We start from the raw sequence: 24915 nt of genomic DNA on the forward strand, positions 1-24915 counted from the left end.
CATTATAGAACCAAAAGATATTTTTTATTAAACACACCTTCAAAAAATTATGGTTTTAAATTCGACCACGAACAAAAATGATGTAGCTTGGCTCAGTCAGGTTCAAACGTATAATAAATGTCCGCATTGTGAAAAAGGACAATTGGATACCAGGGTAAAAAGAAGTTTTTTAATTAAGTACGTATTCGTATGGAAAGATGTTAAAAGATATGAATGCAATACTTGTGGAAAGAAATCATATGTAAGAAGAGATAAGTCTGGTAATTAGCCGGGCTTATCTCTTCTTACATATTTTACCAGACGTACATTAAGCCAATTTTGGCACTTATATTATTTACGTCTTTCTTATCCCAGTCCCAGTATTCTGTTCCTGTTGCCCATTGATATTGGTAATTTAATGACCTGATATAGGTAAGTTGTGCATTCATTACAACTTTCTTGTAAGTCCAGGCGAACTTACCTGCAACTGAAAGATCTACCCAATGCCTGTTAATATATTGTGACTTATCAGCAGAAGCATAAGCAAAATTATAGAACAAATCATTATTCACTACTTGTCTCTCAAACTGCAGCCCAATTTTTCTTAATCCTTTTACCCAATTTACATCCAGTGATTGCAAATTACTACCCGGACCTATCCCAGCACCAAGTACCTGCCCTCTATTCGTATAGCCATCTTTAACCTGATAATGGGTATACCAGGTCTCGCTTGCACGGGTATTACGTGTAGTGCTCTTTTCCAATTGGGTGAGTTCTACTCCAACCTGAATAAACTCATCATTAGCTCTTAAAGGAATCAACTTTCTAAAACCAACAATATATGCACGGGTATGTTCCGGTTCTACAATACCATCCCTAAGGTCATAGCTATGGTCATTACGTCCGAATTCAAAATAGATCTCGGCCTTACTTTCAGGTAATACATATCTTGTAAAAAATGCAATGTATTGATCTGTTGCAGCCTGGTCACTTGCATTTGTTCCATCATCATTTACAAAGGAAGCTTTTTCCACAGAACTAAAAATAGGCATATAATCACCAAAACTTCTTCCCATATTCCTCCGGTTAACAATAAATGTACGGTCAAATCCCAGGAATAATCCAGGTACCCATTTTGGTTGATACGTAACGATCATCCCATTGATATACCGCCAATCAGCAGGCCGCTGAATCATTTCATTACCTTTTGGCTGTGCTACACCAGATTGATCCAGCCTCCCGCCAATAATTTGTGCCTCAAATGATCCAATATATGTTTTTACGGGTTTAACAGTATTTAATGTTAAATGTCTGAATCCAGAAGCATTGTTACTCATTAATAAAGAACTTCGAACTCCAGGTCCCCACCAAAGATTCTCATTGGAAAACCCAGCAGATACCGGACCTACATTTAAACGTATGCTACTTTGGCCAAGACTCAGTTTGCTATATGGGTCATCACCAAAACGATCAGGAAGATCGATAGTATTGTAATATTTCGACATTGAAGTTGTCCAATAAACCCCATTCGGCACGTCACTTAGTTTCTGAAACTCTTTATTTTCTGCATACACATATTCCGGTCTGAATTGAATAGTTAAGGGCCCTACTTTCGCAAATAGTCCTGCAGAAATCTGAGTTTCATATCCTTTGGCCTGCACCATTGAACCATCATTCATTCCATACGGGTGGTGAGTGTTGACCTGATTTTGCCATACTAAAGGTAAAGCATAAACTTCCATCTTTAACTTTGTGTTCTGATAAAGTAGCTTTCTCAGGCTGTTTACCGTAAATGCAGAATCTCCAGTGAAGGAGAAATTTTTCTGTTCAGACATCACCATTGGCCTGATCATGTAAGAACTGTTTGAAGTATCCCTTCCCAGCAACTGTTGCCTTCGATAAGCATCTTCTACATTTTCAAGTAAGCCGACAGGTACAGTTTGAGCAATTAAATGATAGCAGCTTACCGAAAGGAAGATGCCTAAGAGTACAATTTTTTTTTTCATATTTTTTCCGCTTAAAAGTCTGTGTAAAGATTCCTGAAAGTACTTCGCAAACCAATTGTAATCATTCCAGTATTCGTATGACCTAGGGTATTACTTTCATTCCTGTAGATGCCCCCCAATTCTATTCTTAAGTTATATTTTGGATTAACTACATAGGATGCCTTTAGTTCTCCATAATAAAGATCAGTACCTATACCCTGCCCTATTTTATTTCCATACTCAGCAACCCTTGTTTCATAATTTTTAAAAATATCACCCCCATAATTCATGCCCTCCGGATCTATTCCATATCTGGCATACATCAGCTCAGTACTAAAATCAAATCTTTTGAAGGTATAATTCAAATGCCCCAACACCTCTCTGAAATTTGCACCCAGCGGGTGAGCTAACGGCTGATTCATAGATGAGTAATTTGACAGCCGATTAAAATGTGAATAAGTATAAGGCCTAGCCGTATTAAATTCGGCAAGGTAATTCAAGCTATTTACATTGAAAAGATCTGACCCTTTGAATCCAATTTGTAATGCCCATTTATTAGCCCAATAGCCATTTCCGGCAAATACCTCCTTTGCTGTAAATTCGTCAAACATAAACTGCCCATAAAGTGCAGTTTTTTTAAGCAATTCATATTTAAGATTAAAACCAATACGCATTTTATCGGGAGATACGCTATTTGCTCCTTCAACAGATCGAAGAAAAATAAATGGATGTACATAGTTAAAATCAAAACCACGTTTTCCTTCAACTTCTGCATCAGCCCAGGTAACGGCCTGGAAGAAACCTATTGAAAAACGATTTGTTGCATTCCAGTCCAAATAATGCATGGCCATCCATTTTCCCCGGTCTCCAAGTCTTCTGTCGGTTGTTAACTTTTCTGCTCCCGGATCAAGCATATATGCAAAAATAGTTTGATATTGAACACTTCCAAGTGTAGCCCTCACCCTTAAAAAAGAATAAGGAGCGGTATTATCACTTAAAAGAACAGAACGGTAACCATCCCCGATAAAGTTTTTATCATACCCTAAAGCCAGGTTAAGATGTTTGTTGGGCGTATAGGAGATCAAAGCTGTCACATAAGAATAGTCTTTTGTTTTCTGTAATAACTTATCTCCTCCTGCTTGTGCAGGAACAATTCCATTTTTCTCAATATAAGTGGTATAGTAGTTAGAAAATACTCCCTGATTTTCATAACCACTGGTATAAAAAGAAAATTGCTTACCTACATTTCCACCAAATTGAAAGCCCCTAGTATTCAGCCAGGTACTTTTACTATCTTTAAAATCCCGACCAATCTGGAGGTCAGGTAGAAAATCCGCATAAACGGTATAGTCATCTCCAGTAAACTGCAGCAAATGTTCCTGGGTCAGTTTTCTTCGTGCCCAACTCCTGTGTACAGTAGAGTCTATCCCCAAATTCATCAATTCCCGATAACGGCCAACTAACAGCGTGTCATCACTATAATAACCCTTAATAGAACTATGAAACTTAGTCTCTGGGTCATAAGCAGATTTATTAAATTTCTGATAATATTGAAATGAATAGGGCAGATTCTGGTTTGGAGTAGGACTTTGTGCATATGTAGAACTTACAAGTAGCAAAAGAATAGACAGTAGTAAGGTTTTCTTCATGCGTTTATCATTTGAACCGACTTAATTATTAGAATGGTCAAGTTCTTCAAAAATAGAGTTTTTACTTTTATATTCCTCCACCAGCAGTTTCATTTTAATGACCACCTGCCGGTCATCATTCAGTTGGGCACATTGAATCAGGCTACTGATATGGGAAGCGATTTCATTGAAGATGTATTCTCTTACCTTTCCAATCATAATCTTATCATGATGTGTTGGCATCGTATTTTCATTGTCATTTAACAATTCTTCAAACAACTTCTCTCCGGGTCTTAGGCCTGTATACTGAATTTTAATATCATGATTGGGCACTAATCCAGCCAGCCTAATCATCTTTTTCGCCAGTTCAACTATCTTAACCGACTTACCCATATCAAAAATAAATATTTCTCCACCTTTTCCCATGCAACCCGCTTCCAGAACCAGTCGGCATGCTTCAGGAATAGTCATAAAATATCTAGTAATTTCCGGATGTGTCACGGTCACTGGCCCACCATTTTCAATCTGCTGTTTAAACCGTGGAATAACAGATCCATTGGAACCAAGCACATTGCCGAAACGCGTAGTGATGAAGCATGTAACAGGTCTAATATCCAGTTCATTAATGTAGCTCAACCCATTACTAAATATGAAATTATCAGCGTGCAGGGATTTGTTCAGTGACTGTACATATATTTCAGCGATCCGTTTAGAGGCTCCCATAACATTCGTCGGATTCACCGCTTTATCAGTAGAGATCATTACAAATTTCCGCACTCCATATTTAACAGAGAGATCAGCGATATTTTTTGTACCAAAAACATTTACCTTAATCGCTTCAGAAGGATTATCTTCCATTAATGGTACATGCTTATAGGCTGCAGCATGATAAACATAATGAGGTTTGTAAGTTTCAAAAAGGCATTCCATACGCTTCTTATCCCTTACATCACCAATAAATGCATGGAAATTTTTAATATTGTGGGAGTCACTAAGTTCGAGATATAAATTATGAAGTGCCGTTTCTGAATGGTCATTTAAAATAATGAGTCCGGTTTCAAACTTCAGCAGCTGTCTGACAATTTCACTTCCAATAGAACCAGCGGCTCCTGTGATTAAAATTCTTTTTTGATACAGTTCGTCCTGAATACTATCCACATCTATTTCGATTGTCTTTCTGTTCAACAGGTCTTCAATCTTCATATTCTGTATCTGCGTATATTGCATCTTACCTCGATGCCATACATCTAAGGGAGGGATATTCATCACCAGGATATCCTCTTCAAGACAGGATGACACAATATCATTTTTCCTATCCATTGGAATCGTGTAGGAAGCAAAAATCACCTCATCAACAAGATGTGACTTAATCAGTCTCTGCAAATTGCTCGCATGTAAAATAGTAACTCCATCTATGGTATTGCCTACTTTCCTGTCATCGTCATCAACAAAAGCAATAATATTTTTGTTTACCCTAGGATCATTATCAAAAGTACGTTTAGCAGCAACTCCAGCCTCCCCTGCACCGTAAATAATAACTCTTATCTTATCCAGATTGAGATTTCGGATATAAAGAAAAAAATACTTGACCATGATTCTGTAGCTCACCAAACAGAAAAAACTCAGTAATGATGAAAGCAGAAGAACTGATAGAGGAATTAATCCCTTATTATAAATAGCTGCCGCTATCAAGTTAAAAATGACAGCGCATACGATACTCAAAACAATGGCATTCAATACACGGAAGGTATCCTGGGCACTTGTATATCGGATAATACCAGAATAACATTTAATATATGCAAACACAGCGGAATTGATCACTGTGATCATTAATATACCTCTGAAAATCTCCGTTGGTTCTGTGAAAGTTAAACTAAAATTATTAATGAATAGGTAACTTGTTGCCATAGCAAGTACTGAGATAACAATATCCAGTAAGAAGATAATCCACCTTGGAACAATTTTAAAATCGACAAACAAAATATAAAATTCTAAATCATAATTTAAATACTACCCAAAAGCCTGCTTCTTCCTTCAAGCATTATTCTGACATTAACAAATACTATGCCTGAAAAGAAAATTAATATTGATAACAGGATGTTTGAATTAAAATCAATATTTACCAATATTACATTAACTATTATTTGTACAAAAACATATATAAATGCAACGGACAGCTGGGCAAGGCCATATTCATTCGCCAAAAATTGATAAAAATGAGTTCTGTGGGGCTCCAAAATACGTTCGCGCCTAATTATCCTAAAAAATATAGTCGACACGACGTCTAATCCGTAGATTAACAGGAGTAATATATACTTTAAATCCCCGCTCTTCATCATTAATGATATAATCAGATAAACCAGCGTAAAACCAACAGCAACACTGCCCACATCACCGGCAAAACATTTCGCCCTTTTCCTAAAGTTAAAGAAAATAAAAACAATTACTGAAAAAACCGAAAGAAAAAGCAAATTAGTATCAATAAATTTGATGTGATAATAATTAATGTAAAATAGAGTCAGGAGTGTGACCAGACTATAGCCCCCAGTAATTCCATTAATACCATCCATAAAGTTAACGGCATTTATTGTACCAATGGTGAAGAAAAAAGCCATGGCAATTAAATACCATTCCATCATAAATAAATCAAGCTGGTAGAATAAAAAAGCAACAGAAATCAGGTGTATCACCAAACGGACTTTATTATTCACTTGTTTGATATCGTCTATAAAACTGACCATACTAATTAAAAAAAGACCTGCAAGGAAGAAAACATAGGTACTTTCAAAATAAACTGCGTAAAGAAATATGGCAAGGGGAAAGATAATACCACCACCCCTTATTGTCATATGTTGATGAGAACCACGTACATTGGGAAGATCAGTAATCTTATAATGGTCTGCAACTTTAAAATAAAGTAGTTCAGCCATATAAAGTATCGCAATGGTTATTAAAGATAGCGTAAACGTCATTCTGATTAATATAATTTAAGGTTATTTATGACATGATGAGGAAGCCATCCTAACAACTGCACGGCCTTGGAATCGTCAAAAGTCAGATCATTTGTCATCTTTTTCAGTTTTCTTGAATTCACAGGCGCACTACTTCCGAATATATTTCCACTAACTGCCAGAATTCCCGCTAACCATGCGGGGATACTTAAAGGAGTTTTTTTATTTAGGGCAACTGCTATTGCAGAGGATAGCTCTGTAAAAGAAGGATGGTATCCATCAGTTAAATTATATATCCCTCCAGTTATGGCAGCCATTGGAATTATCTTTGCCACATCGTCAGCCAGTACCATACTTCTTCTTGCCTTTCCACCTGCAATAGTCATATAATAACCATGTTTAATTCCTTCTATCATGGCTTTCAAATTACCCGGCGGATTCGGCCCTATCAATAAAGGTAAACGTAGAATGGTACATATTACACCATTTTCCTGACACCATTCCTGGACGATTTTTTCTGCCTGAACCTTACTTAATCCATAAGGATCCAATGCTGTAAGCGGATGTTCTTCATTAATCATCAAGCCATTTTCCATACCATAAACAGCTACAGTACTTATAAACACAAAAGATTTTGGTAGGCTATTTTTTAATCCCATTAATAAATTAATGGTTCCCTGAACATTCACATCAAAAAAAGCCTGCTTTTCCTGTGCTGTATGTGGAACGGTATGTGCCTTCCCAGCAGCATGAACTACGATGTCTGCAGCAGGCATGCAAGTATTTCCTTTTACCAGATCGATAGAAATATCAGCATGGGATCTCCCCGTAGTAATCATTGTATGTTTAAATAAATTGCGCTGAACAGCTCTTCCCAGAAAGCCAGATGCACCCGTCAACAGAATTGTATTATTTACCATCACCTGTCCACCCCCATTTATTAAAATATACCCATGCACCATGAACAGAATACATGGTGAGCCGCCAATTCTTGTGAGATCCCTTAGCAAAATGATGATACACAATTGCTTCAGGAAAATAGGCTGTCCTTGCAATGGCCAGCATTCTTCTGGTGATATCTGCATCTTCAATATACATGAAAATTCTTTCATCAAAAAAACCTGCAGCCTTCAGTGCCGATGTCCTGAAAAACATGAAACACCCGGATAAGTATGGAATATCATACATCATCTGATCGTAATCCTTATCTTTATATTCATATTCATCCATTCTTTTTTTAAAAATAGGATGTATAAATTTCGGCATAAATCTTCTTGCAAATAGGTCAAATGGCGTAGGATTTTTCTTACATAAATATTGCATCGTACCGTCGGGATATAAGACCTTGGGCATCACCTGACCAATGTCCTGATGAAGCTCCATGAACTCATAAAGCTTCTCTAATGTACCTCTACTAAAATAAATATCCGGGTTTAACACCAGATGATAGGAAGAAACCTCCAGTATTTTCTCTATAGCCAAATTATGGCCGGCACCAAAACCAGGATTGGAGGGATTGTGAAAATATTCAACATCAGCAGACTGATCTGCCAGAAATGAAAGCAAACTTGTCGGCGAATTGTCAATCAGATAAAGTTTAACTTTTAAATCTGTATCCAAAAAACTTGAGATCGCCCTTTCTAATAAATCGATATCATTTTTATAAAGTACAATGCAGGCAGAGACCTGTATCCTATTATTTCGCATCCTGCTTTCCGACAAAATTGTTATTTATTAACTCCATAGTTTCCGTTGCTGCCCTTTCCCAGGTATAGGTCAGCAGTAGCTTGTTGAACTGTCTTTTATAAACCTCAGTATTTATCCTGTCCTCGATCAGGAGATTTATTTTTGCAGCCATATCAACTGTATCATAAGGATCAGTATACATCACTGTTTCCCCATAAATTTCAATAAGTGCAGGAATTGCTGACACTAGCGAAACGGTATTAAGTGCCGCAGCTTCCAAGGGAGGAAAACCAAAACCTTCATACAAACTGACATAGATATTGCACACTGCTTTTTTATATAAGGCCTGCAAGAAAGAATCATCGACATAATCCAACAACACTACGTTATGGAGTTGCCTGGTCTGAACCTCATTCCTTACGGTGTCAAAATAGGCATTTTCCTTACCAACAATAACAAATAAATGGCTTTTGTCTAGTAATTGAATGGCCTCCAGCAATCGGTGTATATTTTTGTGGCTATAGGCTGCGCCAACACAAAGGAAGTATGGTTTGCCTTTCGTCAGATGGAACACCTGCTGATCTGCATCCTCATTATATACCATACCCCTATAATTCGCCCCATTCCTGATCACCACAACCTTATCTGCAGGAATCTTATAATATCTGATCAATTCAGCCTTTGTAAATTCAGAGATGGCCACCACTTTAACACATGATTTTATGATCCATGGAACTATATATTTGAAATATAAATACTGCACCTTATGCTGTTCAGGAAAGTTTAAACTGATCAAATCATGTACAGTGATAATTTGTCTCTTTATAAAAGGACTACCATGGGTAGAAAAGGAAAAAACAAGATCATCTTTCCTAGTCCTCCAGGGCAAAGCAAATATATTCCACAATAAACGGTAAACAGCTATCACTCCCCCCCTCAACTCTTTTATTCTGTAGATGCTATAATCTGCTGGTCTCAGATGTATTTTCAAGACCTTCATTAAATGTTGCGTATAAATACCTACGCCAGATGGTTTATCTGTCAGCATTGAAGTATTGAATGCTACCCTACCCATGCTCCACAATCTTATTCCTCAACTGTATCAATACATAATAATGCGCAAGCGTTTGCATGAAACCTACCTTATGCATTCCATTCCTTATCATGAAAAAAATTAGTGAAAGAGTCCCCTTTCTAAAAGCATATAGATACCCAGAAACCAGGGTACTGTCCTTTTCTTTGAGGGAACTTAGATAGGTATTGTAAAAAAGCCCTATCATCTTGAAATTCTTACTAAGGACAGGAAACATAAAATCTTTATTTTCTACATACCTGTGTAACCTTGACGATAAATTTCTTTTCTCCACGTTTCCACTAACATTATTATTATGTTGCCTGTAATCGATTAATTTCTCCGGATTGAATATGGCCTTCCCAAAAGCACATGCAACAAGTGAAACCCAGTAATCATGGTTTTCAACTGAATGAGGGATATGCACCACCTTATCCACCAGGGCTCTGTTTAAAATCATAGTACAACCATAAGCATGGTTTTCATTTAAAAGAACCTTGAAATCGAGTTTCTCAGGAATGTTCAATTCCTGATCAATTTTCCGGCCATTTACATCAATATATTGAAATGCTGAATAAATCATTACAGGAAACCCTTTACCTTCATTAAACTCTTTTTCCTGAATAAATGCTACAGAGGAACTAATTTTATCAGGATGCCATATATCATCCTGATCCGCAAACATCAGGTAAGATTGTTTACGCATACAGGCCAGATCAAATAAAGCGCTGAAATTTATAGCCGCAGAACCATGTTCACCTTCAGTTCCCATCAAAATAATTCTGCGATCTCTCGCAGCATATATTTTCAAAATATCAACAGTCGTATCTGTAGATAAATCATCTCTTATCAGTAATTCCCAATCAGTAAACGTCTGAGAAATGATGCTATCCAATTGCTGTCTGATAAAATGTTCGCCCTGAAAAGTGGCCATCATTATAGTTACCTTCATTTGAATGCAATACGGTTTACAATAAAGAAAAACACCACAAAAAACATATGGAAGAAATTTGTAAATGAACACATAAATAAACAAAACATAAACAAAGCCCATTCCACTATATAGTATGGAGATTTCCTACTTAAGTAATTTTTAAAAGAATTCATCGATAAAAACCCATATAAAAAATTCAGGACAATTACTCCAGGCCATCTGAAATCCATAAAAGGATCGACAAGATAAGTTCCCAGCAAGTTATAGGAACTATATTGAAGCGGGTAAACTATTGATTTATCAATAGGCAGTGGCGTAATCACTGGCCTTAACGTATAACGCCCCCAACCAACATAACCATCTTTACTACTCAGGTTAATTAACTGATCAGCAGTACTAAAATTTACAGCCCCGTATAACGAGAGATAAGTTTCCAGAAGATTCGTTGGCTTTTTAATCCCTGTATATCCCTTAATAACATCATTAATAGCTGCAGCACTCGAATCCTCAGTCGAGCTGCTCCTCAGCTCTCCCAGGCCAATAAAGACAACTACAGTAACTATACCGATCAGCAATAACTTCAAGAGCGGCACCTTATTAAAGTAATTAACAGCAAGCAGTAAGGAAAAAAATAATAAGATCAGCATCTGCCTGCTGAAAAAATTAATGAGGATAAAACAGCTAAGAAATGCAAGGATCAGAAAAATATACGATGGAATACATTGCTTTTTGTAGAGAATATAGAACATCGCAGGCAAAACAGCATTCAATACAACTAAGTTATGCAGTGCGGAAACTGCATTCTCATTCAAATCATCATAGACTGACATACTATTGAGATTTAGCAAAGGCAAATACCCCAACTGCCTGATCTCCATAACAAATACGACTACACCAGCAATAAACAACCCCAGTAGTAAACCAAAGGAAAATCTCGGCGTTATTGATGGGAAGAAGTTTTCCAGGGAAAATTTAGTTGTCCGCTGCGACAACCACCCTCCAAGTATAAAAAAAAAGACAGATACAGATAGAAATGCAATAAACAATGAGGAATAAGTGATCTGTTTATCTGCAAAATTTAAAAATGAATACCCTGCCGTATACAAGAAGATACTATATACAGCAAAAGGATTAATCATATGCTCAAAATGAAAATATGACCAACAAAAAAGGCACTCCGCAAGTATAACAAAGGTAAGGTAAGGAATCACCTGGTCCATTGGTATTTCCCATGATAAATACCGTAAACAAAGGAACACATCAAACAGGATGAATAATATTCCCATTATAATGGTAACAACCTGCTTATTTTTCATCGACCGGTCCATTTTTTAAAATACCTTACACCAAGTTTAAACCCTCCATTTAACAACAGTTTGTAATTGCGGTGTGGCAACCTGATAAAATTACTGATAATCCACCACATTCCTTTTCTGATTTCTACTGAACGCACATGGTGCAGCGCCAGAAGGTCTTTATTTAGCTTACGAAGAACTATAGCTTCGCTACCTGTCCACTGATCCTGTAACAGCACATCCATTTCCTCCCTCACTTTTATCTCTCCTAAAAACATTTGCTGATGTTTGTTCATTGCACTTTTTCCATGTATACGAACCATGACATGGGAATCCGGATGATGATCAAAATAAAAGGAAGGATGAAGTAACGCAACAGTAAACCACAACAGCCAGTCCTCATTATACCGAAGAGTATTTATAAAGCCACCGCTAAGATGTAATAGTTCCGTTTTCACTAAAGGGCTGCCAATAGTAAACATATTATTGGTCACCAATTTTTTAAGTAAAGGAAATCCTGAAAGTGCTTCCTCTGATAAATAACCTTCAGGATATTTATTAAATTTCTTCACCTGATGGTCTGTCTGTGTAAAAAATAATGAGCGGGAAAACACTAAAGCACCACCTGTCTTTTGTAAAATTTCTACCTGAACCGCTAACTTATGGGTGGACAACAAATCATCAGCATCCAAGAATTGTACAAACTCCCCCTTAGCCTTTTTTATTCCCGCATTTTTAGCTGCAGAAGTTCCGCCATTAGGCAGCTTTATATACGTTACAGGCAAATCCGGATGTATATTTAAGAAATCCTGCATGATACTTTCTGTATCATCTGTAGAGCCATCATCAATGACCAAACATTCCCAATGCGTATAGGTCTGATTAACGACGCTCATCAGTGTCTCCACAAGCAAATGTCCATAGTTAAAGGAGGGAATAATGATAGAAACCAAAGGATCTGTCATATCCTGCTTTCCTCCATTACTTCTTTGATGATCTTCCATCTGTTCAGCCATTGATGTTCGCTTTTTACCCGCTCGTAATTTCTTTCTATTAAAGGAAGGTAATCATTATAATGATCCAGTACTGCAAGGATCTGCTTAGCAGCATTACTCATGTCTATCTGTACAATAGGAACATATCCAAATATTTCCTCCATATCTGAAGGTAAAAATCCAACAATCAGACATTTCGAAGCCATAGCCTGCAAGTACCTTAAGGTCATCGTTGAGATATACTCCGCCCGTTCGGGATGAGAAATATCAGATGGGATACAGATCACAATCCTGGAATCTGACAAGGCTGCTGTGAATGATGCCTTTCCAGGAAACAAAACCTTCCTATCCGGTGTCTTGTATACATGGTTTTTGCTATAACTTTTCAGGGGCTCAACAATCAGATCATGGTATGCAGCATAGTTCCTTCCAAACTCAAGAACGTCGATTGTTCTCTGATGATGTTCTTTCCACTGGTATTCTGCAATGGTCAGCGCTTCAGGAAGCCACATTGATTTACATCGATTCTTTGGAAACTTTCTTATATAATCCTCATGAACCTGTTTAGAAGAAAAGAATACCCACCTCACATTAAAAAAGTCGAGCAACGGAAAAATCCAGTGATGAAATCGCGGCCATGCATCATACATATAAATATAATTATTTGGCGACAGGAAAGCTGATGGAATCATTAACCTGAAGTCACCACTGATCATCGCCGCAAAATTAATATTGCCATCTCGGGCAACCTGCATCGGTTTCAAACTGGGTATAAACGGAAGCATGGTAAGCAAACGAACCAGATATGACTTCAGTTGTCCATAAGTATTCATCACCCTCCTTACCTTAAAACCATTGTTCGCGAATTCTATGGCGGAATAAAATTCATCCACACAATCCAAGAAATAATCATTGTCTCCAGTTTGGAGCAGACGGAGTTCAGTTTTCTTCTTATCTTCCATATCCACCATCCTCTATATATTTTTCCCAAAAATCAGGATTATACCTCCGCCATGCATGACAGCCGAAAGGCAATCTTTCATTATTCATCTCAAACAACACCTGTGGATTCACTTCAAAACTAAAGCCAATTGCTGTCAATGGATCCGCATTTACAAAATCAGGAAAAACAACCGGAACCACTTCTGCCCAAAAAAGGTCTTCATTCATAATAGGTTGAAAAGGATAGCGGGAATAGTTAAAAATCAGATCATGTTTGATGTATCGGTATATGCGTTTGATGAGCGAAGGATGTTGGTCAGCAAACTTTCTTTTATAATGAAGTCTTCTCCAGGTTCTTGTAATTTCATAACAGGATTTTACCTTTCTTAAACAAAAACCGCCGTTCCCCTGTCCCACAATTGGGCTATTGGTAACAGCCAGTTCATGTCCTTCAAAAAGAGGGGCTCCGATATTATCCAGATTCAGGGCACACCAATATTTCAGCTCATCCTTAAAAACAAATGCATCAAGCTGGTAAAGCAATATAAAATCATAATCAAGAAACGCCTGATAAAAAACAGAGGATTTCATTAATCTGTTATATGCTGGAATACCAGAAAAAAAAGAATTGTCAAATGTAGTATAGGAAGCCTCCCCAGACAATATATACTTGTTACGCACAATAAAATCCTCTAGTCGTTCAGGAACGACAAAACAAATATCATGATCCCGCAAAACACGGAAACACTGATCCATAGATAGCTGTTCAAAAAAAGACTGATCCTCTTTATACACAGGAATAACTACTTTACACACCTTATTGTTCATGACCAGTATACTTTTTTAAAAAATCAAGAGCAGTAAAACGCGATAAAATATCGGATAAAATGGGACTTCGCCATACAAATAACTGCATCACGAAATAAAACAATATGGAAACCACTACCGTTCCTGAAATCACGATCAATGGTACGCTGCTAAACTGCAAAATCCCATACCTGAACATAAAGAAAAACAGCGCAGTAAATATACTTTGTAAAAACTGCTTTATGGGAAATGTTAAGCGGATTGCTTTATAAGCATAATAAAACAAAATAACTGTCACCATGGCTTCCGTAGTTAAAGAGCTAATTGCGGCCCCCACATGCTTAAAAACAGGGATCAATGAAAAGTTGAGAAGCAAACTAACCAGCATACCCATAACCGAAGCATACAAAATTTTCTTTTCCATATGTAAAGGCAGTAAAATCTGCGTACTATATACCTGTGCAATACCTATTATCACCACGATAAAACTCAGGATGTATAAGGCATCAACAGCAGCTGTATATTTGTCTCCCGCAAACAAGAGAATGATTTCCTGTGAAAGGCATAACATCCCCATAGCAATGGGGATACTCAATATAATCACAAAATCAAGCGACCGTGCAACCATAGCTCCCGCCTCTGTCAGATCAGTCTTCTGAAAAGCCAGGGTGAGCCTGGGTAACAATACTGTACCGAGGGCACTTATAACCGCAATCGAAACCTTACTGATCCGCATTGCCGCAGAATAATAACCTACATGTATATCATCAGTTAAAAATCCAAGAATAACCGTATCGAAGATCAGGTATACACTTGTCACGATGCTATTTGAAAAGATGATAAGTAGTGGTCTGAAATGTCTTTTGAATGAAGTATTCCTATAGGAAATTTTAATCAGCTTAACAATTGCAAACATATTTATAGCGGCGCCAATCACAATTGCAATCAGGTTTAGCGCATAATAGATATCCCTGTCCCCCACATCATGCACCAACAGAAATAATAAACAAATTGTAAAAAGACGTATGCAAACACTTCGAATGGCAATAAACCTAAATTTTTCCATTCCCTGAAAAAACCATTCCGCCATAAAAACGCTGGTCATCAGTACAGCCATACCAATCTGGTACAGCGTGAAATTATCTTTGAGTTTATCAGTAAAGAAAGCGATAATAAACAAGGTCAATACAGCAATTAAGGACGTAAAAAAGTGTATAATCAGCAATTCAGAAAACACAATTCCTAATTTCTCCTTATCGTGCTTTACTTTCGCTATTTCTCTTACCCCGTATAATGGAATACCCAGGGCGGCGAATATTAAAAAATAAGTAGTAAAATTATCTGCGAAACTAACGGCTCCTATCGCTTCGGGACCTAATATCCTTGAGGCATAAGGAAAGGTGACCAGTGGAAAAAGAATCTGGGATACCGACAGAAAAATATTAAAGATGATATTCCTTCTGATCAGCGACATGCCTAAGCTAAAATTGCGTCCACTGACCTGCGGATACTAAGCACAATCACGATAACAAGACCTCCTAAAAATGCACCCAGCACGGTCGCGAACGCTTTTCCCTTTCCTTTAAATGGCAAAGGATAAACAGGCTCGTCTATAATCTGGATCAGTGGGGTTTCTTTTCTGAGTGTTACTTTCGAAAGTTCCAGATTTTTCACCAGCTCTGTCAATATTGCGGTATTGGCCTGTACATCCACTTGTTTCTTTTGTGAGGGAACACCTAGCGTATTTCGTAATGCAGGATTCACATTAGGGTTAACGGCATTTACCGCAACACCTGTAAGCGCATTATTCAGCATTCTACGAACAGAATCTGTTTGATGCTGCAAAACGGCCAAATTCCCAGCCGATTTTTTAGTCTTCGTTTCCAGATAAAAATTGTTTACGTTTTTAACGAGCGCATTGTTAAACTCTTTAGCAAATTGTTCATCGGCAGAACTCACTTTGACCTCTATAATATTTAATTTTTTATCTGGTTTATTGACCATCAGGTCATTTTTACTTATTTCATCAGAGAATGCAGAAAGCAGGCTATCCTGAATCCGGGTGAAACCTTCATATTTTCCATGCGGAAATACAATCTGCTGTAACTGCTCATTGTCTTTCCATTCCTCCTCTTTTAATCGATTAAAAAAAATGTACCTGTTAATTAACAGCTCTTGCTTTCCGTCAATCAGGGAATTGCTCAGCAATGTTTTCTTAATCATCATTCTGGACTTATATAATTCGAGGATATTATCCCCTTGGAAAACACCGCCGCCACCGCCATCAATATCAAGGCCAATCATAGAGGCAAGTCCCGCATATTGTCCTAATGCACCTCCCTTATCCCCTTCTTCAGTAACAAAGGTTGTTGCTGCCACATAACTAGGTTTTTTAAACCATGCATAAGTAAAACCGATACCAGCTCCAATTATGACAAAAGCCAAAATCATCATCCATCTTGCACCCAAGTAAATATACAACTCACGCAAGTTCAGTATCAGTTCCTTAAAAGTGATTTCCTTATCACTACTAACAGTTGATTTATCTTCCATGATTAAAACACACTAATTAATACTGCGGCCAATGTGGCAAGTGCACTGGAAATACCTACCAAACCAGATAAACCAATTTTTTCACGGGGGGCTCGTTTAGGGACAAACACTTCAGCTCCTGGTTTTACCTGAGGATAAACATTAAAAAATAAAAACTTTCTTGTCGCGTCAACAGAACCATTGGCATACTGGATATATGTCCCCTTTCTATTCGCATTGTATGTAAATCCACCTGCACCGTTAATGTATTGCTTCATACTTCTCCGGGTATCGTACACTACATTAATAGGTCTCAATACTTCTCCGGTAATCCTTACGGTCTGCAATTGTTTGGGTACCCTGATGACATCTCCGTCTTCCAGTAACAAATCGGCTCTCGAACCTGGTTTTTTAAGGATACGAATCAAATCTATACCTACCAAATCACTTCCCAGTATCCTGGCATCTTCCACTAACTGTGCTGTGTCTTGCACTCCTGCCCCCTGAAGCCGTTTCAGGTTAGCCATTTTCTGCCGCTCATCCTCTCTTTTCTCCTGGACACTCTTGCTTAAGGAGCCTGTATCACTAAGCGATTCTGACCCTGGCCTTTTTAAGGAAGCTCCTTCAGCAAAAGACAATGCGGTAAGGCCACCAGCCCTTTTCACCACATCAGAAATACGTTCATTTTTATTGGTAATCGTGTAAATTCCGGGATAAAGTACTTCTCCTTCAACCCTAACCTGCTGCTGCAGTAAATACCCTTCAGCATTCCTTATAGATACGATATCAAAAGGCTTTAGAATAAAAACAGAATCCTGCAGCTTAAGGCTTGGTGAAACCTTCACATTAAACACTTCAGCAGTTCTTGCAGTGACAGACTGGGCATCACTATCCTTTATTCTTCTCGCTATTTCTACACGATCCGGTGTTGCCCCTTCTTTAAAACCACCAGCCATCTGTATAAGTGCTTCAAGGGTCATCCCTTCAGCATAAGTAAAAGTTCCAGGGGCTCTGACTTCTCCTTTGATATCCACTTTATACTCATCCCGTAAATCAAAAATAGAGGAAATACTTACCTTATCTTCCCTACGTAAAACAATATCCTGTTGGGCACCATTCAATACTTTATCCAACTCAAAAGACAACAATGAAAGCGTATTATCTGCATTCAATCTTGAAATATATCCACGGTTTAAAAAAGCATCTTCTTTCAAGCCTTCTGCTTTTTCTATCAACTGTTTTAGGGTAAGTCCATCTGTCAAAGCATATTCACCAGGTCTGAAAACGGCTCCATTTATTTCTACCCTATTGGTATAACGGTTTAAAATCTCCTCGACCACATAAGTATCTCCATTTAAAGGGCTATACTTTTCGAATTCCTCAGCCGATATATCTGTTATGCGTCGTTCCTTGTTTGTATTTTGCAAAACCTTAATCCTGGCGGTATATGCTTTATTAGAAAAACCACCTGCAAAGCCGATAACATCCTGCAAAGTCTCTCTACTGGTCACTTCAAAAAAAGCTGGTCTTTTTACTTCCCCCTTCATCTCTACCCTGGTCACATAGACCGGTACGTTTATGACATCCTGATCCTGCAGGCGGATATTGGCAGACTGCATTCCTTTCAACAAGAAATCATACACATCAAGTGTACTGACTACTTTATTATTACGTATCAGCTGAATATTACGGAAAGATCCATTCTCTGATGGTCCCCCGCAAGCATACAATACATTAAACAAATTGGATAAGGAAGATAAGGTATAGGTACCGGGTTTAATTGCATTCCCCACAACTGTCACTTTAATACTTCTGATATTTCCCAAATTCACAGCCACCTGGCTACGTCCATTTTTAAGGCCGGGATAAATACGCGACATGGCACTTTTCACTTTGGCAGAAGCCTGTTCAACAGATAGGCCATTCACAGCAACCAAACCAACATATTCTATCCTTACATTTCCATCCGGACTAACTTTTAACCTGTAATTGGCCTCATTATCCCCGGTCAAATCAATCAGTAATTCATCATCCGGCCCAATAATATATCCTCTTGGCGTAGCCATGCGCATATTTGGCTCAAACTTAAGGTTATTGTTTGCAAATAATTCAGCTCCAAATATCTTCGGATTAATATCGGCTACCCCCTGGCTTTTGTTCATCACAGTATCACCAGGATAAGTCCTGCCATTCTGCGTAACATTGCCCTTATCAGTAACCTTACCAGAAGAAGACACCGAAGAAGCAGTCCCATTGCTTACATTATTCGCCCTTATTCCCTCCACCCTCATCCTCAGCTTTTCGATCTCAGTAATTTTCATTCCCTGAGCCTGTGCCATCTGTTCCAGCTGGGCATCAGTATATCCCATAGATTCTGCCCGCTGCATCATAGATTTAATTTGTACATCGGTAAGTTCATCTACTTTAACATTGGCATAATTCGTTTGTGCACACACAGTGTCAGTGAAAAACAGCAATAAAAGAAGCGCAAAAAGGGGTAATATATTTTTATATAACATAGTCAATAATTGTGTTGTCAGGATAAGGCGAAGCAAACCTATTATTCAAAATAATTCAGTGTTTCAAAACCTCCGGTTTTTAAATGCTCATCCTTCTTCATTAATTGCAAATCAGACTGCATCATATCCTTAACCAACAAAGGCAGATCATATTTGGGTTCCCAACCCAGTTTGGTTTTAGATTTGGTAGGGTCGCCCAATAATAAATCTACTTCTGTAGGCCTAAAGTATTTGGCATCCACACTCACTACTGTTGTACCTGGTTTCAAATATGTATCATTTAATCCCAATGCAGCAATAATTTCGGAATCCACATCAATAATAACCCCACGTTCATGTTCATCCTTTCCGCTAAACTCAATCTCGATGCCCAATTCAGCAAAACTCATCTTTACAAAGTCCCTTACCGTTGTAGTTACACCCGTGGCTATGACAAAATCTTCTGCTACATCCTGTTGTAAAATCAACCACATCGCTTCAATATAATCTTTTGCATGCCCCCAATCCCTTTGTGCTGATAAATTACCGAGGTACAAGCATTTCTGCAATCCCAAGGCAATCTTACAGGCCGCGCGCGTAATCTTCCGGGTCACGAATGTTTCTCCCCTAAGTGGGCTCTCATGGTTAAAAAGGATACCATTGCAGGCAAACATCCCATAGGCCTCCCTGTAATTCACTGTAATCCAATAACCATATATTTTAGCCACAGCATAAGGTGATCTTGGATAGAAGGGAGTGGTTTCACTTTGTGGTACTGCCTGTACCAGGCCATACAGTTCAGAAGTTGAAGCCTGGTAAATCCTCGTCTTCTTCTCCAAACCAAGAATCCTCACTGCCTCCAACAATCTCAATGTGCCAATACCATCTGCATTCGCCGTGTATTCAGGCATTTCAAAACTTACCTGCACGTGGCTCATTGCTGCGAGATTATAGATCTCATCAGGCTGTACTTCCTGAATAATACGTATGAGGTTGGTTGAATCAGTCAAATCGCCAAAATGCAGTTTAAAATTTACATTATTCTCGTGCTGATCCTGATAAAGATGATCAATACGATCCGTATTAAACAAAGATGAGCGTCTTTTTAAACCATGTACCATATATCCCTTTTTTAAAAGAAATTCGGCCAAATAAGCTCCGTCCTGGCCAGTTACGCCCGTAATTAAAGCAACTTTCATATCAATAGTTAGATTATACTGTTTTAAAAAGTAAATATAGAGCAAATATTCGGGGTTTTGGAAATTTATGATACTATCACTCCAATCATTTATCTTTCCTGAAACCTTCAGTCTTCAATAAACTTATGATACAACATCTTCATGATCAATAGGCATTTTTATTGCCTTTCATCATATCTGTGATCGTCATAAAGATAATCTTCACATCCAGCATGGCCGTCCACCTTTCCAGATAAAAGATATCACATTCCACCCTTCTTTGCATATCCTTCAATTCTTTTGTCTCCCCCCTTAATCCATTCACCTGTGCCCAGCCAGTTATTCCCGGTTTCAAAAAGTGTCGTACCATATACTGATTAATAATCAGCTTGTATTGTTCTGTATGTTTCAGCATGTGTGGCCTCGGCCCCACGATACTCATATCCCCCTTAAAAACGTTAAAAAACTGTGGCATCTCATCCAGGTTAGTCCTTCTTAAAAAACGACCTATGGAAGTCACCCGCAGATCATCTTTTGTTGCCTGCACCTCATCACAGTCTTCGTTCAGTTGCATACTCCTAAACTTCAAACAAACAAAGGCATCATCATTTCTTCCGCTTCGCAATTGCCGAAACAATACAGGCCCCCTGCTTTGCAATTTGATCAGCAAAGCAATAATAGGATATAACCAACTCATAATCAAAACAATTACGAGCCCACTGAATACAATATCAAAAGCCCGTTTTTTAAATCTGTTATTGAGATCCTCCAATGGTTCGTGCCTCAGGGTGATCACCGGAAACTCACTACCCATGTAATGTACCTTATACGGGGCAGATAAAGGGCCGCCCAGATTAGGGACAAATTTCAGACGAATGCACAACCTGTCAGCTTCCTTAGCCAGTGGCCCAATTTCATTGATCCTGTGATTGGCAATTACTACATATACATCCTTTACCCCTATCCCTGCAGCCGCTGCTAATTTACCGGAGAAAACCGGCGATAGCGGAGTTCCATTCCGGGAGTAAAAAGATTCATCATCAGCAATAAAACCATAAAAATCAACATTACTCTGATTTTCAAAATAGAGGGCTAAACGAGAAGCGGTATGGTCAGTCCCGATAATGGCTACTTTTCTTGTTGCATTAAACTTATGGAGGATCAGGTAGCGAAAGGTTGTCCCAATGAACCGGCTTAAAATAAATCCGGTACACAACAGGCAATAAAAATATACCAGGAATGTCCTGGAGAATTCCGCATTTCCGGTGAAAAGCAAATAAACCGCGAACAATCCCAAATGAAGCACCACACTCTTCCAGGTACCGCGGTAAATCTTCTCAAGTTTACCTACTCCATGTGCATTTTGGAGACCAAAGAAGGAAGCACTGAATAACCAGACCAGGTTACAGACCACCACATGATGATAATTTGTTTCATGGCTCAGTGTTTCCCCAAGCTGTGAGGTAATTAGGTAGGAAGAGAAATAGACCGCATTCAGCAACAACAGATCAGTAACCGGTAAAATATATCTCAACAGATAAATATAACGGGTCTGGATAGCCATAATCTTAAGAAGACTCTTATTTAATTATGACTTTTTGGAAGAGGAAGGAGATGAGCTATTTACATATGCCTTAGCAGTATATTCTGAAGGCCTGTTTTTTAGTGCACCCCAGGTGTACCTGCCAGTTACACAACGTGGACAAAAATATTTTCTAACCGGCAAAAAAAACAATACATTTTTGATTACCCATGGCCGGGGAATCTGATAATGGTATTGTGTGCTGCATTTCCAGCAGTGTGGGTAAGGATTTGACATTAACAATCTATTTATTCCCTATTAAACAAGTATTGAGCCAAAGTTTCAAACAGTAATCATAAATTATAAAACTGCTATTCAAAAATAAAAACCCAATTTTATTTGATATACGAGAATAACATGCAAAAAGTTTATCCGAACATCGTTTTATCTGGCAACAACTCAAATACAGCTTCCCAACTACAAAAACAATTCTTTATTCTTAAATTCATAGTTGCCCAGTAATTGGTACAGTTTGCCACTTTTCACCGCATTGCTGAACATCCCCATATGTTTATCATGGTGCATATCAGTACCCGCAAGATCATACAGCTTTTGCTGAAGTAAATACTCTGCAGCAACCTTGACTGATTTACCATAATATCCAACTATAGAAAGTAAATTGAGCTGGAAAAGGCAACCCATTTCTTTCAACCTCTGGTAACGGGCTGTATTCGCATGGTAAAAGTTATACCTTTCAGGGTGCGCGAGTACAATCTGGTATCCTTTTACCTGAAGATCGAAAATCACCTGCTCAATATCGGGTGTTTCAGACAAGTATGACATTTCAATAAGCACATACCTATCCTTCAAACACAACAGCTCATCTGTCATCTCAAATCCGTCATCAATCATATATTCCGCAGCTGCCCCCATTTCAACCGAAATACCTTCAGTTTTCAATTGGCTTTTCACACTTTCCAGGACCGGAAAAATTGTTGCAGGAGTATTTGGATAAAAATCTTTAAAAATATGGGGAGTACAGATCAATTTTTCAAAACCGAAATTGTTTAATTTCCTGATATAGGACATAGATTGTTCAAGATCAGCTGATCCATCGTCTATTCCCGGAAGCAGATGCGAATGAATATCAACACCTAGCCAGTTGACATGATCAATAATGGGAGTTTTTTTTCTAAAAATGGAAAACATTAACGGTTATTTTTAACTACATAAACGTTATTCAATGATAAAAAGTTCAAAGTATATAATAAAAAGAAACCAACCTGAACTAAAAGGCGTTTTCCTCACCTCTAACTGCATTAATAACCGTCATGAAGATGATCTTCACATCAAGCATTCCTGTCCAGTTCTCCAGATAGTAAATATCACATTTCACACGGTTTTCCATGTCAACTTTCTCTTTTGTTTCCCCTCTGTAGCCATTTACCTGTGCCCATCCGGTAATCCCGGGTTTCATGAAATGACGCACCATAAACTGACTAACAATCGCTTTATACTCTTCTGTATGTTTCAACATGTGCGGACGAGGGCCTACAACACTCATGCTTCCTAAAAACACGTTGAAGAACTGAGGCATTTCATCAAGGCTGCTTTTCCTTAAGAAGCGGCCAATAGGGGTTACCCTTGCATCATTTTTAGTAGCCTGTTTGTTATCACTTTCCGAATTGACCGTCATACTCCTGAATTTAAAGCACCAGAATGGTTCATCGTTCCTGCCACTTCTCAATTGCTTAAATAAAACAGGTCCTTTACTCTGAGCTTTAATCAGTAAAGCAATGATAGGATATAACCAACTGAGGACAAACACAATCACAAAAGCACTGAACACCAAGTCAAATGCCCGCTTTTTAAACCTATTGGCTACACTTTCCAAAGGCTCATTTCTTAAGGTAATGATAGGGAATTCACCTCCCAGATAACTTATGGTATAGGGAGCAGATAATGAACCTCCCAGGTCAGGAATAAATTTAAGCCTTACACATAAACGATCTGCTTCCTGTACCAGGGCTTTCACATCCGACATTCTTTCGGGTGCTACAGCTACATATACATCTTTTACTCCATTCTCTGACGCTGCAGCAAGTGTATTGGAAACAGACTCAGAAACAGAACCCCCAACTTCAGAATAAATGCTGTCGTCATCTCCAACGAAACCGTAGAAGCTCAAACTGCGTTGTTTTTGCAAATAATCAGATATCCTGATGGCCGTATCATTTGAACCCATTACGGCAACCACTTTTTTTGCCTTAAATTTATTTAACAATACATATTGAAAGGAAGTACCAATAAACCTGTTTAAAATGAAAGCGATAGTCAGCAAACCATAAAAGACCAATAAAAAGGCCCGCGAGAAATCACCATTCCTGGAAAATAACAGGTAGACAGAAAAAATCAGAAAGTGTAATACCACACTTCTCCATGTACCCCTATAAATACGTTCTAATTTTCTGGCATTATAAGAGCTATATAATCCGAATAGTGCAGTCGTAAATAACCATATTAAATTACACACCACTACATAATGCTGGTTGATCTCCGTAGTAAGTGACCTCCCCAGATCTCCTGTAACATAAAAGGATGTATAATACACCAGATTCAGCATTAATACATCTGTTACCGGTAGAATGTATCTCAAAAGATAAATGTAACGGGTTTGAATGGCCATATTTTTGAATTATTGATGTTAAATTAAACGTTATACTTTGCTCCGCACCGTATTTTACTAATCTCCTATTCACAAAATGGACAAATCTGATTTTTTTAAAGTATTAAAGGATAATACGTTTAAATTTTATTCACTTTGTTCATTTTTGTTAGGAGCAAATTTAGATTAAAAAACTTTACAATACAACTAAAAGTATATCCACAAATTATAAAATTCAAGAAACAA

The 24915-nt window shown here is 38.0% G+C and carries 19 protein-coding genes; all 19 read right to left on the bottom strand.

What is annotated here, in order from left to right:
• Positions 1-293: 293 nt before the first annotated feature.
• Positions 294-1985 carry a capsule assembly Wzi family protein gene (locus tag ACSBL2_RS24315; RefSeq protein ID WP_442589145.1) on the bottom strand — a complete coding sequence of 564 codons (1692 nt, stop codon included), beginning with the start codon at positions 1983-1985 and terminating at the stop codon, positions 294-296.
• A gap of 11 nt (positions 1986-1996) precedes the next feature.
• Positions 1997-3613, bottom strand: a complete 1617-nt coding sequence (locus ACSBL2_RS24320; RefSeq protein ID WP_442589146.1) for a gliding motility protein RemB — start codon at positions 3611-3613, stop codon at positions 1997-1999.
• Between the two features lie 21 nt (positions 3614-3634).
• The gene (locus ACSBL2_RS24325; protein WP_442589147.1) at positions 3635-5572 is read right to left on the bottom strand and encodes a polysaccharide biosynthesis protein; all 1938 of its coding nucleotides are present in this window, start codon (positions 5570-5572) and stop codon (positions 3635-3637) included.
• Between the two features lie 23 nt (positions 5573-5595).
• Positions 5596-6522 carry a UDP-GlcNAc--UDP-phosphate GlcNAc-1-phosphate transferase gene (locus ACSBL2_RS24330; RefSeq protein ID WP_442589148.1) on the bottom strand — a complete coding sequence of 309 codons (927 nt, stop codon included), beginning with the start codon at positions 6520-6522 and terminating at the stop codon, positions 5596-5598.
• A 47-nt stretch (positions 6523-6569) separates the two neighbouring features.
• A complete protein-coding gene (locus ACSBL2_RS24335; RefSeq protein ID WP_442589149.1) occupies positions 6570-7463 on the bottom strand; it encodes an NAD-dependent epimerase/dehydratase family protein in 894 nt (297 codons plus the stop codon).
• Positions 7453-8250: a glycosyltransferase family 2 protein gene (locus ACSBL2_RS24340; RefSeq protein ID WP_442589150.1), complete on the bottom strand. Its 798-nt coding sequence runs from the start codon at positions 8248-8250 to the stop codon at positions 7453-7455. Before ACSBL2_RS24340 ends, ACSBL2_RS24335 begins: the two co-directional genes overlap by 11 nt.
• On the bottom strand, positions 8240-9304 hold the full coding sequence (locus tag ACSBL2_RS24345; protein ID WP_442589151.1) for a glycosyltransferase family 4 protein: 1065 nt from the start codon (positions 9302-9304) through the stop codon (positions 8240-8242). The genes ACSBL2_RS24340 and ACSBL2_RS24345 overlap by 11 nt, the downstream gene beginning before the upstream one ends.
• The gene (locus ACSBL2_RS24350) at positions 9297-10253 is read right to left on the bottom strand and encodes a glycosyltransferase (RefSeq protein WP_442589152.1); all 957 of its coding nucleotides are present in this window, start codon (positions 10251-10253) and stop codon (positions 9297-9299) included. Before ACSBL2_RS24350 ends, ACSBL2_RS24345 begins: the two co-directional genes overlap by 8 nt.
• Positions 10250-11374, bottom strand: coding sequence for an O-antigen polymerase (locus ACSBL2_RS24355; RefSeq protein ID WP_442589153.1), 1125 nt, complete (start codon positions 11372-11374; stop codon positions 10250-10252). The genes ACSBL2_RS24350 and ACSBL2_RS24355 overlap by 4 nt, the downstream gene beginning before the upstream one ends.
• Positions 11375-11547: 173 nt before the next feature.
• The gene (locus ACSBL2_RS24360) at positions 11548-12546 is read right to left on the bottom strand and encodes a glycosyltransferase family 2 protein (RefSeq protein ID WP_442589154.1); all 999 of its coding nucleotides are present in this window, start codon (positions 12544-12546) and stop codon (positions 11548-11550) included.
• Positions 12492-13487, bottom strand: coding sequence for a glycosyltransferase (locus tag ACSBL2_RS24365; protein ID WP_442589155.1), 996 nt, complete (start codon positions 13485-13487; stop codon positions 12492-12494). Before ACSBL2_RS24365 ends, ACSBL2_RS24360 begins: the two co-directional genes overlap by 55 nt.
• Entirely contained in the window at positions 13477-14295 is an 819-nt protein-coding gene (locus ACSBL2_RS24370; protein ID WP_442589156.1) for a DUF5672 family protein, read from the bottom strand. Before ACSBL2_RS24370 ends, ACSBL2_RS24365 begins: the two co-directional genes overlap by 11 nt.
• Positions 14285-15748 (bottom strand): flippase, encoded by a 1464-nt coding sequence (locus tag ACSBL2_RS24375; protein ID WP_442589157.1) that lies wholly within the window; start codon positions 15746-15748, stop codon positions 14285-14287. The genes ACSBL2_RS24370 and ACSBL2_RS24375 overlap by 11 nt, the downstream gene beginning before the upstream one ends.
• A gap of 2 nt (positions 15749-15750) precedes the next feature.
• Complete coding sequence (locus ACSBL2_RS24380; protein WP_442589158.1) at positions 15751-16827, bottom strand: Wzz/FepE/Etk N-terminal domain-containing protein; 1077 nt, start codon at positions 16825-16827, stop codon at positions 15751-15753.
• Positions 16828-16829: 2 nt separating this feature from the next.
• The gene (locus ACSBL2_RS24385; RefSeq protein ID WP_442589159.1) at positions 16830-19325 is read right to left on the bottom strand and encodes an SLBB domain-containing protein; all 2496 of its coding nucleotides are present in this window, start codon (positions 19323-19325) and stop codon (positions 16830-16832) included.
• A 41-nt stretch (positions 19326-19366) separates the two neighbouring features.
• Positions 19367-20503, bottom strand: a complete 1137-nt coding sequence (gmd, locus tag ACSBL2_RS24390; RefSeq protein WP_442589160.1) for a GDP-mannose 4,6-dehydratase — start codon at positions 20501-20503, stop codon at positions 19367-19369.
• Positions 20504-20648: 145 nt separating this feature from the next.
• Complete coding sequence (locus tag ACSBL2_RS24395; protein WP_442589161.1) at positions 20649-22046, bottom strand: undecaprenyl-phosphate glucose phosphotransferase; 1398 nt, start codon at positions 22044-22046, stop codon at positions 20649-20651.
• Between the two features lie 435 nt (positions 22047-22481).
• A complete protein-coding gene (locus ACSBL2_RS24400; protein ID WP_442589162.1) occupies positions 22482-23213 on the bottom strand; it encodes a tyrosine-protein phosphatase in 732 nt (243 codons plus the stop codon).
• Positions 23214-23292: 79 nt separating this feature from the next.
• The gene (locus tag ACSBL2_RS24405) at positions 23293-24690 is read right to left on the bottom strand and encodes an undecaprenyl-phosphate glucose phosphotransferase (protein WP_442589163.1); all 1398 of its coding nucleotides are present in this window, start codon (positions 24688-24690) and stop codon (positions 23293-23295) included.
• Between the last annotated feature and the right edge of the window lie 225 nt (positions 24691-24915).

The organism is Pedobacter sp. AW31-3R (assembly GCF_052180285.1).
Taxonomy (GTDB): Bacteria; Bacteroidota; Bacteroidia; order Sphingobacteriales; family Sphingobacteriaceae; genus Pedobacter.